The sequence below is a fragment of the Actinoplanes sp. NPDC051494 genome (assembly GCF_044454705.1).
Classification (GTDB): Bacteria; Actinomycetota; Actinomycetes; order Mycobacteriales; family Micromonosporaceae; genus Actinoplanes.
The window spans coordinates 123,371-138,593 of the sequence record NZ_JBITDZ010000012.1; the positions used below are offsets into that span (position 1 = coordinate 123,371).

16 protein-coding genes and 1 pseudogene are annotated in these 15,223 nt (G+C 72.5%); 4 read left to right on the forward strand and 13 right to left on the reverse strand.

The window, feature by feature from the left end; translation table 11 throughout:
• From ACIA6A_RS33500 to ACIA6A_RS33530, 7 genes and pseudogenes are all read right to left on the reverse strand, one after another.
• A pseudogene (locus ACIA6A_RS33500) lies at positions 1 to 538 on the reverse strand (shikimate dehydrogenase); the annotation flags it as partial.
• A gap of 18 nt (positions 539 to 556) precedes the next feature.
• Positions 557 to 1,750: an endolytic transglycosylase MltG gene (mltG, locus tag ACIA6A_RS33505; RefSeq protein WP_396101980.1), complete on the reverse strand. Its 1,194-nt coding sequence runs from the start codon at positions 1,748 to 1,750 to the stop codon at positions 557 to 559.
• Positions 1,747 to 2,208, reverse strand: coding sequence for a Holliday junction resolvase RuvX (gene ruvX / locus ACIA6A_RS33510; protein WP_396101981.1), 462 nt, complete (start codon positions 2,206 to 2,208; stop codon positions 1,747 to 1,749). The genes mltG and ruvX overlap by 4 nt, the downstream gene beginning before the upstream one ends.
• A 17-nt stretch (positions 2,209 to 2,225) precedes the next feature.
• A complete protein-coding gene (gene alaS, locus ACIA6A_RS33515; RefSeq protein ID WP_396101982.1) occupies positions 2,226 to 4,907 on the reverse strand; it encodes an alanine--tRNA ligase in 2,682 nt (893 codons plus the stop codon).
• Positions 4,904 to 5,209 (reverse strand): hypothetical protein, encoded by a 306-nt coding sequence (locus ACIA6A_RS33520; RefSeq protein WP_396101983.1) that lies wholly within the window; start codon positions 5,207 to 5,209, stop codon positions 4,904 to 4,906. The genes alaS and ACIA6A_RS33520 overlap by 4 nt, the downstream gene beginning before the upstream one ends.
• A 19-nt stretch (positions 5,210 to 5,228) precedes the next feature.
• Entirely contained in the window at positions 5,229 to 5,687 is a 459-nt protein-coding gene (locus ACIA6A_RS33525; protein ID WP_396101984.1) for a DUF948 domain-containing protein, read from the reverse strand.
• Between the two features lie 76 nt (positions 5,688 to 5,763).
• Positions 5,764 to 6,726, reverse strand: coding sequence for a hypothetical protein (locus ACIA6A_RS33530; RefSeq protein ID WP_396101985.1), 963 nt, complete (start codon positions 6,724 to 6,726; stop codon positions 5,764 to 5,766).
• A 696-nt stretch (positions 6,727 to 7,422) separates the two neighbouring features.
• Here ACIA6A_RS33530 and ACIA6A_RS33535 point away from each other — a divergent pair.
• A complete protein-coding gene (locus ACIA6A_RS33535) occupies positions 7,423 to 7,599 on the forward strand; it encodes a hypothetical protein (RefSeq protein WP_396101986.1) in 177 nt (58 codons plus the stop codon).
• A gap of 81 nt (positions 7,600 to 7,680) precedes the next feature.
• On the forward strand, positions 7,681 to 9,360 hold the full coding sequence (locus ACIA6A_RS33540; protein WP_396101987.1) for a pentapeptide repeat-containing protein: 1,680 nt from the start codon (positions 7,681 to 7,683) through the stop codon (positions 9,358 to 9,360).
• 818 nt (positions 9,361 to 10,178) lie between these two features.
• Here ACIA6A_RS33540 and ACIA6A_RS33545 read toward each other — a convergent pair.
• Positions 10,179 to 11,747: an AAA family ATPase gene (locus ACIA6A_RS33545; RefSeq protein WP_396101988.1), complete on the reverse strand. Its 1,569-nt coding sequence runs from the start codon at positions 11,745 to 11,747 to the stop codon at positions 10,179 to 10,181.
• 125 nt (positions 11,748 to 11,872) lie between these two features.
• Positions 11,873 to 12,085, reverse strand: coding sequence for a hypothetical protein (locus ACIA6A_RS33550; protein WP_396101989.1), 213 nt, complete (start codon positions 12,083 to 12,085; stop codon positions 11,873 to 11,875).
• Between the two features lie 87 nt (positions 12,086 to 12,172).
• Between ACIA6A_RS33550 and ACIA6A_RS33555 the strand changes: the two genes are divergently transcribed.
• Positions 12,173 to 12,646, forward strand: a complete 474-nt coding sequence (locus tag ACIA6A_RS33555) for a GNAT family N-acetyltransferase (RefSeq protein ID WP_396101990.1) — start codon at positions 12,173 to 12,175, stop codon at positions 12,644 to 12,646.
• Here the strand turns inward: ACIA6A_RS33555 and ACIA6A_RS33560 are convergent, their stop codons facing one another.
• Both ACIA6A_RS33560 and ACIA6A_RS33565 read right to left on the reverse strand, forming a co-directional pair.
• A complete protein-coding gene (locus ACIA6A_RS33560; RefSeq protein ID WP_396101991.1) occupies positions 12,647 to 13,033 on the reverse strand; it encodes a hypothetical protein in 387 nt (128 codons plus the stop codon). It lies immediately after the preceding gene.
• Entirely contained in the window at positions 12,946 to 13,320 is a 375-nt protein-coding gene (locus ACIA6A_RS33565) for a hypothetical protein (RefSeq protein ID WP_396101992.1), read from the reverse strand. Before ACIA6A_RS33565 ends, ACIA6A_RS33560 begins: the two co-directional genes overlap by 88 nt.
• Positions 13,321 to 13,375: 55 nt before the next feature.
• Here ACIA6A_RS33565 and ACIA6A_RS33570 point away from each other — a divergent pair, with 55 nt between their 5' ends.
• Positions 13,376 to 14,401: a hypothetical protein gene (locus ACIA6A_RS33570; RefSeq protein WP_396101993.1), complete on the forward strand. Its 1,026-nt coding sequence runs from the start codon at positions 13,376 to 13,378 to the stop codon at positions 14,399 to 14,401.
• An 8-nt stretch (positions 14,402 to 14,409) separates the two neighbouring features.
• Here the strand turns inward: ACIA6A_RS33570 and ACIA6A_RS33575 are convergent, their stop codons facing one another.
• Together ACIA6A_RS33575 and ACIA6A_RS33580 are read right to left on the reverse strand one after the other, a co-directional pair.
• The gene (locus ACIA6A_RS33575) at positions 14,410 to 14,904 is read right to left on the reverse strand and encodes a GyrI-like domain-containing protein (protein ID WP_396101994.1); all 495 of its coding nucleotides are present in this window, start codon (positions 14,902 to 14,904) and stop codon (positions 14,410 to 14,412) included.
• A 24-nt stretch (positions 14,905 to 14,928) separates the two neighbouring features.
• Complete coding sequence (locus tag ACIA6A_RS33580; RefSeq protein ID WP_396101995.1) at positions 14,929 to 15,213, reverse strand: hypothetical protein; 285 nt, start codon at positions 15,211 to 15,213, stop codon at positions 14,929 to 14,931.
• Positions 15,214 to 15,223: the final 10 nt, after the last annotated feature.

Genomic DNA, 15,223 nt, shown 5'->3' on the forward strand with positions numbered 1-15,223 from the left:
GCCCAGCACTCGCCGGCCCAGCACTCGCCGGCCCAGCACTCGCCGGCCCAGCACTCGCCGGCCCAGCACTCGCCGGCCCAGCACTCGCCGGCCCAGCACTCGCCGGCCCAGCGGTCGACGGCCCAGCGGTCGACGGCCCATGGCTCGACGGCCCGGCGTGGTGCAGGCCGGCATCGCGCAGCACCCGCACTATGCCCGCGATGTCGGTGTTGTCGGCATACCAGGTGCCGTCGTGGCGGCGTACCAGAGTGTTGGCCGCGCCGGCCGCGATCGCGACCGGCGCCGCGTCCGCGGCCACCGCCAGAGCCACCTCTTTGAGCGGCATCGTCAGGGAGAGACCGGCCCATTCCGGGCCGAGCCCGGCCACCAGCTGCGGCAGCTCGGACTCGGCGCACTCGATCGCCCCGTAGCTCCAGCCGAACAGCCCCGCCGCGGCGAAACCGGCGGCGTGGATGACCGGGGAGAGCGAGTGCGCGATCGGCTTGCCGCAGACGGCGACCTTGCGGCCCTGGTGAGTGCGGCCCTGGTGAGATGGCACGACACAGACCCTAGCGCCTTACAGCACGCCGTTCTTCTTGGCCGTCTCGATGTTCCTGTTGTGTTCAGCGAGGTTGTCAGCGAACGCCGAGTGGCCCTGCTTGTCGATCGCGACGAAGTAGATCCAGTTGCCCTTCGGCGGTGCCAGCGCGCCCTCCATGGCCGCCTTGCCCGGGTTGTTGATCGGGGTCGGCGTGAGGCCTTCCTTGTCCGCCAGGCGGTACGGGTTCTTCGGGTCGCGCAGCTCCTCGCGGGTCATCTTGCCCGACGGCTTCGTCGGCTTGCCCGTGAGCTGGTAGTAGTAGTTGATGCCGACGTCGTACTCGAGGCACTTGCAGGCAAGCTCGGGGCTGCCGACGTAAAGCCGGTTGTACGCGGCGCGGGCCACCTTGCCCAGGTCGTCCTTGTTACCGGCCTCGGCCTGCGCGAGCGACGCGACGGTCAGCACCTCGTACGGGCTGATGTGCCGGTCGGCCTCGGCCTTCTTCACGAAGTCGATCTCGTCGGCGACGGTGAGGAAGTGCTGGACCATGATCTGCAGGTATTCCGCGGCGGTGCCCTTGGGCGGGAATTCGTACGTCTCGGGGAAGAGGAAGCCCTCGATCGACTTCGTCACCTTCTGCCCGTCCGTACGGGTGAACCAGAAATCCGGGACGCCGAGCGCCTCGGGATCCTTCGCCGCCGCTTTGAACTCCGACGCCTTGAGACCGGTCGCCTTCGCGAGGATGTCGTAGATCTGGTTGGCGTACTTGCCCTCGGGGATCGTGACCCCGTTGGTGACGCGCGACTTCGGGTCGAGCAGCATCGTGACGGCGGCTTCGGCCGACATCTGCTTCTTCAGGTTGTATGTGCCCGACTGGATGTTCTTGCCCTTGGGGTTCGCATCAGCGGCCTCGGTGAACGCGGCTGTGCTCTTCACCACATCGGAGTCGACCAGGGTGTTACCGATGCTCGTGAGGGTGGCGTTCTCCTCGATCTGCACCTGCACCGCGTCGGTGCCCGCACCGTCGTAGTCGGCGGCGGTGAAGAACCCGCGCACCTTCTCGTAGCCCAGGTAGCCGCCGACGCCGAGCACACCGAGCAGCACGAAGATCATCAGGAACGCGACGGCGGTCTTGCCCTTGCCGCCCTTGGTTCCCTTGGCGCCGCGCCGGTGGCGAGGTTTACCGCGTTCGGCCTGTTCGTCGAACGCGAGGTCAAGCTCGTCGATCATCTCGTCTGCCTCCGCTGTGCGTCCAGCCAGCTCTGCAGGATCTCCACCGCGGCCGCCTGGTCGACGACCGCGCGCTGCCGTTTACCCCGGACTCCGCGCTCGGCAAGCCTACGGGTTGCGACAACCGTCGACATCCTCTCGTCCGCCAGGACTATCGGAACATGCCCGACCGCACGTTCCAGCCGCTCAGCGTACGCACGAATGTCGATGGCGGCATCCCCCTCACGCCCGTTGAGGCGCACGGGGAGACCGACGACGATCTGCACGGCCTCGTACTCCCCCACGAGGCGAACGAGCTCAGCTATGTCACCGGGAACGGCGTCGGGCGCCGCCCCCATGTCACGGGCGACCGTGACCAGGGGGGTGGCCAGGATCCCGTCGGGGTCACTCATTGCGACCCCGACGCGCACCTTACCGACATCGACGCCCAGCCGCCTACCCCGAGCTGGAGCGCTCATCGGGCCACCCACCCCTCTCAGGCGGCCTCGTCGACCGCCTTCTCGACCGCCGCCAGCAGCGCCGGAACCTGGTCGGCGGGGACCCCGCCGCCCTGCGCGAGATCGGCGTTGCCGCCACCCCGCCCGGACAACGCGCCCTTGACCAGGTCGGACGCGGACAGACCGCGACCCTTGGCGACCGCGTTGACGGCCACGATCAGTGACGCCTTGCCGTTGGACCGGGCCGCGACCGCGACCACCGCGGGACGCGCGGAGTCGATCTTGGTCCGGATCTCCTGCGCAAGGGTACGCACATCGTTCGCCGCCGCGCCCTCGGGCGCCTCGGCCCCGACGAACGCCACCCCATGCAGATCCTTGGCCTGGGCCGCGAGCGCGCCGGCACCGCCGAGCACCATCTGCGCGCGCATCTTCTCGAGTTCCTTCTCGGCGTCGCGCAACGCCGTGACGGTCTGCTCGACCCGGTCGGCGACCTGGTCGCCGGGCACCCGGAACAGCTCCGCGAGGCGCGTGACCAGCAGGTGTTCCTTCGCCAGGAAGCCGAACGCGTCGATGCCGACGAGGGCCTCGACCCGGCGCACGCCGGAACCGATCGACGACTCGTTGAGGATCTTCACCAGGCCCAGCTGGCCGGAACGGGCGACGTGCGTGCCACCACAAAGTTCACGCGCGTAGTCCCCGACCTCAACCACCCGGACCTCGTCGCCGTACTTCTCCCCGAACAGCGCCATCGCACCGAGCCGGCGCGCCTCTTCCTGCGAGGTGACGAACGCATGAACTTCGAGGTCCCGCAGCAGCACCTCGTTCACCTGCTGTTCGACGTCGTGCAGCACACTCGGCGCGACCGCACCGGGGGTGTTGAAGTCGAACCGCAGCCGGCCCGGCGCGTTCAGCGAACCCGCCTGGGTCGCCGACTCACCGAGGAACGCGCGCATCGTCTGGTGGATCAGGTGGGTCGCCGTGTGCGACCGCGAGATCGCTTTGCGCCGGGTGATGTCGATCTCGGCGAAGCCGGCCTCACCCGCGCGCACCTCACCGCGGACCACCCGCGCCTTGTGCACGATCAGGCCCGGGATCGGCTGCTGCACGTCGACGACCTCGACCTGCCCGCCGCCCACGTTGATCAGACCGGTGTCGGCCTGCTGGCCACCACCCTCGGCATAGAACGGGGTCGTGTCGAGCACCAGCTCGACGTAGTCACCCTCGCCCGCCGCCTCGACCGGACCGGCGCTGCCGAGCAGCGCCCGCACCCGCGACTCCCGGGTGACCTCGGCATAACCGGTGAACTCGACCGGGCCACCCGCGTCCAGCACCGTGCGGTACGCGCTCAGGTCGGCGTGGCCGGTCTTGCGCGCCTTCGCGTCCGCCTTCGCCCGGGTCCGCTGGTCGGCCATCAACCGCCGGAAACCGTCCTGGTCGACCGTCAGGCCCTGCTCGGCCGCGATCTCCAGGGTCAGGTCGATCGGGAAGCCGTACGTGTCGTGCAGCTGGAACGCCTGCGCGCCACCGAGCGTGGTGCCGCCCGCCTTCTTGGTGTCCTCGAGCGCGGTGTCCAGGATCGTGGTGCCGGCCCGCAGCGTGGAGATGAACGCCTCCTCCTCCGCGTACGCGTAGGTGGAGATCCGGACGAACTCCTCCGCCAGCTCCGGGTAGGACGGCGCCATGCAGTCCCGTGCCACCGGCAGCAGCTCGGGGAACGTCGCGCCCTCCCAGCCCAGCAACCGCATCGCCCGGATCGCCCGGCGCATGATCCGGCGCAGCACGTAACCGCGGCCGTCGTTGCTGGGCGTGACACCGTCACCGATGAGCATCAGCGCGGTGCGCACGTGGTCGGCGACCACCCGCAGCCGCACGTCGTCGGGGTGCGACTGGCCGGCCTCGTGACCGGAGTGCGCGCCGTAGACCTTGCCGGTCAGCTCCGCCGCCCGGGCCAGGATCGGCTTGACCTCGTCGATCTCGTACAGGTTGTCGACACCCTGCAGGATCGACGCGACCCGCTCCAGGCCCATACCCGTGTCGATGTTCTTTTTGGGCAGGTCACTGACGATCGTGAAGTCTTCCTTGCTCTTCACGTCGGTGATCTCGTACTGCATGAAGACGAGGTTCCAGTACTCCATGTACCGGTCCTCGTCGACCTCCGGGCCGCCCTCCTTGCCGTACTCCGGGCCCCGGTCGTAGAACAGCTCGGAACAGGTGCCACCCGGGCCGGCGATGCCCATGTGCCACCAGTTGTCCTTCTTGCCCCGGCGCACGATCCGCTCGGCGGGCACGCCGATGGCCTGCCACATCCCGAACGCCTCGTCGTCGTCGAGGTACACGGTCGGCCAGATCCGCGTCGGGTCCAGGCCGAAGCCGCCCTTCTCGACCGGGTTCGTCGACAGCTCCCAGGCCAGCCGGATGGCCTCTTCCTTGAAGTAGTCACCGAACGAGAAGTTGCCGTTCATCTGGAAGAACGTGCCGTGCCGCGACGTCTTGCCGACCTCGTCGATGTCCGGCGTCCGAATGCACTTCTGCACGCTGACCGCACGCGAGAACGCGGGCGTCCGCTGACCCAGGAAGTACGGGACGAACTGCACCATGCCGGCGTTGATGAACAGCAGATTCGGGTCGTCGATGGCCGGCAGCGGGGCACTCGGCACGACCGTGTGCCCGTTGGCCTCGAAATGCGCCAGATAGCGCCGCTTGATCTCCGCCGTCTTCATCGCTGACCCTCCTGGGCATGCCGCCCATGTGAACCGTCCTGCGGATCCTCCCGCAGGTCGGCGAACTTGTCCTCGTACAACTCGCCCGCGGCGAAGGCCTCGTGGATCTCCTGCTCCCGCTCGGCCATGCCCTCCCGGACGTCCTCCACGAAGCTACGCAGCGACTCCACGAGTCCGCCAGCGGATTCCGACAGCGACGTCGCGATACCGGACGGGGTGAACTCGTTGGCCTTCTGGGTGAGCTTGCGGACGACGATGGCACCGACGGCCAGGCCCACGCCCAGCCAGAGCAACCGCTTCATGGGTGATATCTCCGGTTTCTCAGCGCCCGGCGCGGGCGGCCTTGCGGCGCTGCTTCAGCGTGGTACGGACCTCGCGCTCGTCCTCGGCGTTGCGGCGCGCGGACGCGGCCTTCCGCAGGCCGTAACCGAACGAAGCGACCTTGACCAGCGGGTTCGCGGCAGCAGCCGACACCACGGTGGTCAGGTTCGCCACATTGGCCGTGACGTTCTGCGCGTGCTCGGTCATCGTGTCGATCTTGGCGAGCTGCACGTTCAGACCGTCCATCGTGACCTGGGTCTGTCCCAGCACCACATTCACGTTCTGCACCGTCTGGGTGACCTCACCGAGCAACGGCCCGGTCCGGTCGTTCAGGTCGTTGATGGCCTGGGTGGCGGCGTCCACGGTGCGCCGCAGCCTCAGGATCGGGACGGCCAGCACCACCACGAGCATCAGGAACGCGCCCGCCGCGATCAGGCCTGCGATTTCTCCGGCGTTCATTAAACGCGTCTCCTCTACCGACGGACCGCTAAGCGTGACAACGTGCAGACCCTACCGTCCGTCACCGGAGTCCGCGTCACGACGGCGTCGGTGTCGGCTCCAGCAGCGGCTCATTCGTCAGCACGGGGTCCGGCGTCTCCCCCACCAGTGAGGGATCGAGCCCCGACCCGGGCCAGCCCCGCTCATCGGTGGCGGCGTTCTGCACCTTGATGCTGACGGTCGACCCGACACACGTCGACGGATCGGCGGTCTCCACCACCCCGTCAGGCCCGACGGACGGCAGAGCATCCGGGTCCTGAGCTGCGACGGCGTCCACGGCACACTGCGGCAGACCCACGTACAGGTCCAGATTGAACTCGTCCCGGGTCCAGCACGAATACTTCGTACCCTCCGCCAACGGCTGGTCGGTGCACTCACCGTCACGACGCTGCCACCCGGCATCGGTCAACGCCGACACGTACGCCGTACCGGTCTCGTCGAACGACTTGTCGGACTGGACCACCCGCTCCCAGAACCGGCAGTCCATGAAGCACCACCGGCTCCCGCTGGTCTTGTCCTCCGGCTGGGCATCGGCCCACGCCGGCACCGACAACGAGTCCAGCGACGTGAACACCGGATCCCGCATCGCCGACCGGATCCCGAAAATCAACGGCAGCAAGCCCAGCACCAGCACACTCACCGAGACCAGGGTCAGCACCCGCAGCCGCCGCTTGGCCCGCATCTGCCGCCGCAACTCGGACCGGGCACCCTTCAACCCACCGACAGCGCCGCCGGCCTCAGCCGGGGCCGAGCCGGCGGCGGCCCGCACCCGAGGATGCTCCCCACTGCCACCATCCGACGGTACGCCCACCCGAGCGCTCGCCGAGGCCCCACCGGCCCGAACCTGGGCACTGCCCCGCCCGGCCGCGACCTCGCCGGCGTCCTCGGCCCAGCCGTCCTCGGCCCAGCCGTCCTCGCCCAAGCCCTCGTCGTCCTGGCCCACGTCGTCCTGGCCCACGTCGTCCCAGCCCGGCGCCTCGACCGCGGCCCGCCCGGGCACAGCGACACTCGCCCGCCCCGGCACAGCGACCCCGGCAGCCCGTCCCTCGACCGACGCACGCCCCTCGCCCCGGCCAGGAACTTCAGCCGCACCCGTCCCGGGCACCTGAGCACTACCCCGGCCCGGCCCGTCGACGGACGCCCGGCCGGCGCCCTCGACCGACGCCCGGCCGGCGCCATCAACCGACGCCCGGCCCGGCCCCTCCACCGGCTCGCGGCGCATTCCCTCGACCGACGCCCGGCCCGGAACGTCGACCGACGCCCGGCCCGGCCCCTCCACCGACGCACGACCGTCAACCGGGGCACGGCCAGGAATCGCAGCCGATCCGGCCCCCGGAACCTGGGCAGCGCCCCGGCCCGGACCGTCCACCTGCGCTCGGCCAGGGACTCCAGCGGCGCCACGACCGGGAACCTCAGCCCGGCCCGGCACTCCAGCCCGGCCCGGTACTCCAGCCCGGCCCGGCCCGTCAGCCGCATCCTGTCCAGGGACCGCTGCTCCGGGAACCGCTGCCGAACCCGCACGCGTGCCATCGACCGCACCCCGGGCCTGCGGCGCGGCTCCGGGTCCGCGTCCCGGCTGCTCACCGGCGCCCCGTGCCGCCTGCATCCCCGCGGCGGCCCGCCCGGCCTGGACCGCGCCGCTCCGGCCGGGTTGCCCGGCGGCAGTCCTCCTCGAACCTTCCCCGCCGCGACCGGCATGTCCCGGCCCGCTCTGCTCCGGCTCGCCGTTCGCTCCCGCGCCGACCTGGCCCGGAAGAACCTGACCCGGCGCGGGCTGGCCCGGCCCGACCTGACCCGGCCCGTCCTGACCTGGTGCGGCCTGACCCGGTGCGGCCTGACCCGGTGCGATTCGGCCGGAAGCGGCCCGGCCTGACGCGGCCCGGCCCGGCGCTGCCCGGCCTGCGGTGGGCTGCCCAGGCGCGGGCTGACCAGGCGCGGATTGGCCCGGACCTGAGTGGCCGGGTGCTTCCGGACCGGCCTGGTCCGGTGCGCCCTGACCCGGGCCCGCCTGCTGGGGAGCCGCCTGACCGGGAGCTGCCTGACCGGGAGCCGCCTGACCGGGAGCTGCCTGACCGGGAGCTGCCTGACCGGGAGCTGGGCGGACCACGGCCCGGCCCGGGCCCTGTTCCGGTTGTCCTGGCCGCTGCACCCGGCCGGTGCCCCGGACCGGTCCGCCCGGTCCGCGGCCGCCGACCTTCGGGATCTGACCGGTGTTGCTGATGACTCCGGACGACGTTCCGGCCATGGCTCCGGCCCGGCCCGGGAGGGCGGGGGTGCGCACGCCTTCTCGCCCCGGCACGACCGGTACGGCCGCGGAAGCCCGCACCGGCGGACCCGCGGGAGCCTGACCCGGCCGGATCGGGCCGGTCGGATGCGGACCGGCCTGGGGACCTGTCTGAGCGCCGGCCTGACCGCTGCCGGCCGGACCACTGCCGGCCTGACCGCTGCCGGCCTGACCGCTGCCGGCCTGACCGCTGCCGGACGGGTCGGGGCGACCGTGGCGGCCACCCGGCTCGACCTGCGGGACCCGGCCGGTGCTCGACGGGTTCTCGCCGGGCGCGGCCGAGACCGGACGGCTCGAGCCGCTGGTCGGCCGCGCGGCGCCACCGCTCACCGGCGGTGTTGCTCCGCCGTAACCTCCGGCGCTACGTGCCGTACGGGGCAGCGGGCCGCTCTGTTCCGGGTCGCCGGGTGCGGCGCGGCGGCCGCGGGGCTGCTCGGGGTAGCCCTCGCCGGGTTCCTGGTGCCGGGCGGACCGGGTCAGCGGGCCGGTTTCCTGGCCGGAGTGGCGGGCGGAACGACCGGGGGCGCCGTCGTCACCGCCCTGGTGGCGGGCGGCACGACCGGTCGGGGAGACCGGCCTGCTGGGCATGGGCTCGTCCGGGGCTGCGCCGTGCCGGCCACCCGCCGTGTGACGGACTCCGGGGACCTCCGGAGCGTTGCCCGATGCGGGTACGCCCGAGGTGGGCCCGACGGCCGGGTAGGCACCGGACTGGTAGCCGAGGGCCGGGTATCCGCCGGACGGACCGCCGACCGCCGGGTACGTGCCGGACGGACCGCCGAGGGCCGGGTAGGCGCCGGACCGGCTCGGGTCGGCCCGGTTCGCATCGGTTCGGGTCGGCTCGGTTCGGGTCGGTTCGGGTCGGCTCGGGTCGGGTCGGCCGCCGAACGCTCCGGGATCGATCTGACGACGGCTCTGACCGGGTACGACGGGATCCGGCGCGGCCCGGCGGCCGGTCGGTTCCCCTGCCGGCCCGGGTTGCTCGCCCGTGGGCCTGGGTGCGGGACGTCCGGGCGCGGGTGGCCGCGCCGCTCCACGCGGACCGCCCTGCGCGGCACCATGGGGGTCGCGGGCAGCATCGGGACCGTCCGGGGCCGAGCCACGGGGGCCGGGCACCGCACCGCGCGGGCCTCCGGCGACGGGCTGGCCGCCCGGACCGGCGCCCCGGGGGGACAGGCCGCGAGGGGCGCCCGTGACGGGCGGTCCGGCGGGGCCGCCGCCGTGGAGGTCGCCGGAGACGGGTACGACACCCGGGGCAGCGCCGCGGGGACCGCCGGCGACCGGTGGGACTCCGGCGCGAGGGCTGTTGGAGACGGGCGGAGCGCCCGGGGCGGCACCACGGGCGACGGGTGAGCCGTGGGGCGCTCCGGGGAACGGCTGACCGGCCGGCGCGGCGCCGCGGGGCATGCCGGCCGAGGGCTGACCACCCGGAGCGGCGGCACCACGAGGCGCACCAGCCGGAGGCTGACCACCGGGGGCAGCGGCACCGCGGGCACCGCCGGGCAGGGGGGCAGCTGATGGGGAACGGGGTGCGGGCTGCGGGGCCGAGCCGCCGGAACCCGGGCCACCCACAGCCGGGCCACCCACAGCCGGGCCACCGAAGGACAGGGACTCGGCTCCGGGACGGGGGCTCGGCTGGACGCGGCGACCGGCCGGTCCGCCGGACGGGGCACCCGCCGGGGACTGCGGGGCCGGCGACAGCGGGCGGGCTGCCGATCGGGGCCCGGGACCACGCGTCCCGGACAACGGCCCAGCACCCGGCCCGGACGGTGGCCCGGCCAACGGACCGGATTGCGGCCTGGCCAACGGACCGGACTGCGGCCCGGACGGTGGGGCGGACTGGGGGGCGGGTGGCTGCGGGGCCGGGGAGGAGGCCGCGGGGGCGGAGGACGGGAGCGGCGGGAACGGGTCGTCGTCGTCGGGGACGTCGTCCGGGCCGGGGGCGCTGCGGCCGCTCTTGCTGAAGCGGCCCTCGCCGGGGGCGGTGCCGGGACCGATCGCGCCGCCTTCCTGCTTGGCGGTGCGGAGGTCGTCGAGCCAGCCGGTCTCCTCGCCGGTTTCCGGCTCGGGCTCGCCCGGCTCCTGGCGGCCGCGGCCGAACAGGCGGCGGCCTCGGCCGGCCTGTTCCGCCCGCTGCTCGTCGTCGTCGGGCCTCTCGGCACCGCGCCTGCTCACGGCTGGTCCTCTCCGGCGGTTTCGCCGCTGTCGTCGACCTTCGGCGTCTCGGGGGTGACGCCCTGCGGCGCACCCTCCGGAGCCGGCCGGTCCGGGGTGGGCCGGTCCTGGGCGGGCCGGTCCTGGGCGGGCCGGTCCTGGGCAGGACGGTCCTGGGCAGGACGGTCCTGGGCGGGGCTGCGGGGCGGGATCGAGGCTCCCCGGACGATTCTGCGCAACCGGGGCAAGCGCTCCGACAGAGCTCGTTCCGCCCCGTGGTCGGTGGGGGTGTAGTACTCCGTGCCGGTCAGATCATCCGGCACGTATTGCTGCCTGACAACGCCCTTGGGGTCGTCGTGCGGGTAGCGGTAGCCGCGACCGTGGCCGAGGCCTTTGCTGCCCTGGTAGTGGGCGTCGCGCAGGTGGGCCGGGACCGGGCCGCCCCGGCCGGAGCGGACGTCGGCCATGGCGGCGGACAGGCCGGTGGTCACCGTGTTGGATTTCGGGGCCGTCGCCATGTGGATGACCGCCTGGGCGAGGTTGAGGCCGGCTTCCGGGAGGCCGACCGTCTGGACCGCCTGGGCCGCGGCAGCGGCGATCAGCAGGGCCTGGGGGTCGGCCATGCCGACGTCCTCGCTGGCGAAGATGACGATGCGGCGGGCGATGAAGCGGGGGTCCTCGCCGGCGACCAGCATGCGGGCCAGCCAGTGCAGCGCGGCGTCCGGGTCGGAGCCGCGCATGCTCTTGATGAACGCGCTGGTCACGTCGTAGTGGGCGTCGCCGTCGCGGTCGTAGCGGACCGCGGCCACGTCGACCGCCTTCTCCGCGGTGGCGAGGTCGATCTCGGTGTGGCCCTGGGCCTCGGCGGAACCCGCGGCCGCCTCGAGCGCGGTGAGTGCCTTACGGACGTCGCCACCCGCCAGGCGTACGAGATGGTCCTCGGCCTCGGTCGTGAGGGTGACCAGGCCGCCCAGGCCGCGCTCGTCGGTGACCGCGCGGCGCAGCAGGCCGCGGACGTCGTCCTCCTCGAGGCCGCGCAGGGTGAGCAGCACGCAGCGGGACAGCAGCGGGGAGATGACCGAGAAGTAGGGGTTCTCCGTGGTCGCGGCGAGCAGGGTGACGGTGCGGTCCTCGACGGCGGCCAGCAGGGAGTCCTGCTGGGTCTTGCTGAAGCGGTGCACCTCGTCGATGAACAGCACGGTGGGCGGGCCGCCGCGGCGGCGTTCGGCGCGGGCCTTGTCGATGACCGCGCGGACGTCCTTGACGCCGGCGGTCAGGGCCGACATGGCGACGAACGTGCGGTCGGTGGCGCCGGCGACGAGGTGGGCGATCGTGGTCTTGCCGGTGCCGGGCGGGCCCCACAGGATGACCGACATGGGGGTGGTGCCGGTGACCAGCTGGCGCAGCGGGGCACCCGGTGCGAGGAGGTGCTGCTGGCCGACCAGCTCGTCGAGAGTGGCCGGTCGCATGCGCACGGGCAGCGGCGATCCGGGGTCGGGGCGGGCGAAACCGGACTCCGCACCGGCGGGTGCCGCGGTGCGGACACCGCCCGGCTCGGTGAGCGAGAAGAGTCCGTCGAATTCCATCGGGATCGACAGTACCGGCCCGCCACCCGGTGCCGGAAATGCACCAATAGTGGGGAACTCAGAGTGACCTTGCCTACACAAGGAGGCGCCGTCCGGGACCGGACGACGCCTCCGAGGAAGAAAGATCAGCCACGGCCCGGGCGACGGCCGGAGAACCGGCGACCGGAACCGCCGGTGCCGCCCTTGGGGCCGCTGCCGATGCCGGCGAGGTACAGCGAGAGGAGCAGGAAGCCCAGAGCGGCGAACGTCGGGAAGTTGAACAGGTCCGTCGTCTTCACGTCCAGCAGGTCGAGAAGCAGGTAGATGCCGAAAACAACGGCCGCGGCGATCGCGAGCATGGAAGGCCTCCAGTGGGGGGTGGGCGAGCTGGCCTGCAGATACCCCCGGGGCGGTCATGCGTAAACCCCCTCGGCCATGATGACGTCATGGTGGAAGCACGACGCGCGTCGATCGGCGACGCCCCCGAACTGATGCGCCTGCGCAAGGTGATGCTCGAGTCGATGGACGACGAGGTGCCCGACGGGCCGTGGATCGACGGCGGCATCGCGGTCCTGCGCCGTCAGCTCGGCGATCCCGGGGACCGGACCGGCGTCTTCGTCGTGGACGTCCCCGGCGGGCCGGGGCTCGCGGCCTGCGTCGTGGGCGCGATCGATCAACGGCTGCCCAACCCGGGCGACCCCACCGGACTTCGGGGGTACGTGTACAGCGTCGCGACCGACCCGTCGTACCGTCGCCGGGGTTTCTCCCGGGCCTGCATGACCGCCCTGCTGCAGTGGTATGCGCAGCGTGGCATCGCGGTCGTCGATCTGCGTGCGTCGCGTGACGGGCTGCCGCTGTACGAGTCGCTGGGCTTCCAGCGCACCTCCGGCCCGATCATGCGGATCCATCCACGCGGCTGATCAGCCGAGCGCGCCGACCGCCTTCGCGACCACCAGGGCGACCGTGACCAGCGAGATCACCGACTGCGCGAGCATCGCGACCTTCATCGGGCGCGACAGTGGCAGCGTGTCCGTCGGGCTGAACGCGGTCGCGTTCGTGAACGCCACGTACAGATAATCCGCGAACGCCGGCTTCCAGTTCGCCGGCACCAGCTCCGGCGTGGTCATCTGCGGGAACAGCAGGTCCGGGTACGGGTCGCTGCCGAACGCCCGCTCGACCGGCCCGCCACGGTCCATCTCCCAGAACCACACCGCGAACGTCAGCACGTTGGCCACCCAGATCCCGGCGCCGCTGGCCAGCAGCTCGGCGGCACTGCCGGTGTCGTGCCCGGTGCTGATCCGCAGCACGAGCAGCCCCACCGACCAGGCCGTCCCGAACTCACCACCGCGATCAGCACCAGGCCCAGCCGGCGCAGCACCGGCACGCGCCGTTCCATCCGCCCCGGGTCCGCGGCCACCAGCACGCCGATCAGCACCACCTCGAGCGCGGGCAGCACCCAGCGCACCCCGGCGGTGTACCGCTGCGGCAGCACCAGCTGGATCCCGATGATCGCGACGACGGCCAGCGCCCCCGGCCAGCGCCGCTCCCCCGGCCCCCGGCGCCGCCATCCGGGCGCGTCCCCCTGTGTCCCCACCCGATCATCATGGACCCCTTGACCTGAAGCCGGGTTGAAGGTGGACGGTCGAGCGATGACGCTCGATGAAGCCCTCATCCGGCTGCGCCGCACCGGACCGGAACGCGACGGCTGGCTGTCCAACCACGCGCCGATGACGGTCGAGGCAATGACCAGACACGGGTACGACGGCCAGGTGCACCGCTGGATCGACGGATACCGTTCCCATCTCGAGGACGTGCCGCGCGGTATCGCCCCGATCCCGGCCGGAGAATGGCGTGATCCGCTCGGCGACCCGGTCCGCACCGGGGACTGGATCACGTTCTTCGACCGCGAACTGGCCGGCACACCGTGGCGCGACGTCCTCGCCACCTGGTGGCCGCGACTGCTGCCGGGCATCGCCGCGGGCGCCACCCACGGGGTGATCCGGGTCGGTCACGCCGTCCGGGCCCTACTCACCCACGAGACCGCGCCCCGGGTGGCCGAACTCGGTCAGGGGCTGGCGTACTGGGCGGCGCGCTGGCAGCCCCTGGCGGCGGCCGGGCGGGGTCCGTACCCGATCGGTGACCCCCGGGCCGCACTGGACGCCGTGCCGCGCGTACCCGACCAGCGTTTCGGCATCCGCCACCGGCTCGCCCAGCTCGCCGCCCTCGACGGCTGGCCGCAGGCCGCCGGCTCCGTCCCCGGCCCGGGCACCGCTTCCGCTTTCGGTACACCGGATGAAAGGCTCGCCGCGATCGTCGCGGCGGCGGTCCGCAGGCACGCCACCCACGGGTACGGCAACCCGGTCATGCTCGTGCACGCGGCGACGGCTCCGGCCGCGGTGCTGCGAACCCTCCCGGCACTCCCGGCCGCACTGCACGAAGCGAGCCTCGCCGCGGGATGGGCCGCGGCCGCCGCGGTGACCGCGGCCTACTCCCCCGCCGACCCACGGCCACCCGCATCCGCGCGGTCCACCACCGGCGACATCCTGCAGCGGGCCGTCGACTCAGGGGACCCGCACGCGATCAAGTTCGCGGACACCGCCGTCGAGGCCTGGACCCGCGACCCGGACCCGTTGCTGCTGATCGCGAGCCGCCACGCCTCGGACCTGATCGGCTGAGGCAACCGTCAGTCGGCGAGCTTGAACAGCAGGACGGTCTGCCACTTGTGCATGTCGGGCTGCTCGACCGGGTTCGTCATCAGCAGTTCCAGCCGCGCGCCCCAGACCTCGCCGTCCGGCGTCGGCGTCATGTCCCAGGCCAGCCCCTGCCGCTGGGCCCAGTCGAGCAGACTCGCGGTGACGCCCATCAGCTCGTCCGGGTGCCCGATGTGGGTGAGGGTCGCATACCGCCCGGCCGGCAGCACATCGAGGAACGACGGCTCCTCGACCTCGATCGGCGCGTCCAGCGGGATCCCGGCGTCGACAACCAGCTCGGCCGACATGTCGATCACGCGGTACCGGAAGAACGGCGCCCCGGCCGGCACCACACCCCGGTCCCCCAGCCCATCGAACATCCCCGGCAGATGATCAGCGACCCGCGCGAACTCCGTCATCGTGATCGACTCACGCCGCCCGACATAGATCTGCTCGGGCCGCTCGACAATGGTGGGTTCAACCAGCATGCCTCCATCATGAAGGCAGGCGGGTCATTCGGCCGGGCTCGACGCGAGTTCCCCGCTGTCCGGTTTCGGCCGGGCCGCGGGAATCTCCGGACCGTCCTGCGACGAGATCGCGGTCGACACGAGGCTGGCCGCGACCGGCTCGGCCGAGATCTGCTCGTCCGCGACCCGCAGCCGGGGCGGTGCGGGCATCCACGGCTTGAGGTTCTGCAGCACGTGCTCATAGAAGTCGTCGATCGACCCGAGGAACGAGTCGATGAAGGTGCCCCGGCCCGATCCCCGCTTGGTGCCGGCGGCCGACGACTGAGCCACCCGGAACGCC

What these genes read in the sequence shown, in the direction of transcription:
- ACIA6A_RS33545 (WP_396101988.1), bottom strand. Translation starts at nt 11,747, where the DNA reads ATGGAATTCGACGGACTCTTCTCGCTCACCGAGCCGGGCGGTGTCCGC.
- ruvX (WP_396101981.1), bottom strand. Translation starts at nt 2,208, where the DNA reads ATGAGCGCTCCAGCTCGGGGTAGGCGGCTGGGCGTCGATGTCGGTAAG.
- ACIA6A_RS33525 (WP_396101984.1), bottom strand. Translation starts at nt 5,687, where the DNA reads ATGAACGCCGGAGAAATCGCAGGCCTGATCGCGGCGGGCGCGTTCCTG.
- ACIA6A_RS33520 (WP_396101983.1), bottom strand. Translation starts at nt 5,209, where the DNA reads ATGAAGCGGTTGCTCTGGCTGGGCGTGGGCCTGGCCGTCGGTGCCATC.
- ACIA6A_RS33575 (WP_396101994.1), bottom strand. Translation starts at nt 14,904, where the DNA reads ATGCTGGTTGAACCCACCATTGTCGAGCGGCCCGAGCAGATCTATGTC.
- ACIA6A_RS33570 (WP_396101993.1), top strand. Translation starts at nt 13,376, where the DNA reads ATGACGCTCGATGAAGCCCTCATCCGGCTGCGCCGCACCGGACCGGAA.
- ACIA6A_RS33555 (WP_396101990.1), top strand. Translation starts at nt 12,173, where the DNA reads ATGGTGGAAGCACGACGCGCGTCGATCGGCGACGCCCCCGAACTGATG.
- mltG (WP_396101980.1), bottom strand. Translation starts at nt 1,750, where the DNA reads ATGATCGACGAGCTTGACCTCGCGTTCGACGAACAGGCCGAACGCGGT.
- ACIA6A_RS33550 (WP_396101989.1), bottom strand. Translation starts at nt 12,085, where the DNA reads ATGCTCGCGATCGCCGCGGCCGTTGTTTTCGGCATCTACCTGCTTCTC.
- ACIA6A_RS33535 (WP_396101986.1), top strand. Translation starts at nt 7,423, where the DNA reads ATGTCCCGGCCCGCTCTGCTCCGGCTCGCCGTTCGCTCCCGCGCCGAC.
- alaS (WP_396101982.1), bottom strand. Translation starts at nt 4,907, where the DNA reads ATGAAGACGGCGGAGATCAAGCGGCGCTATCTGGCGCATTTCGAGGCC.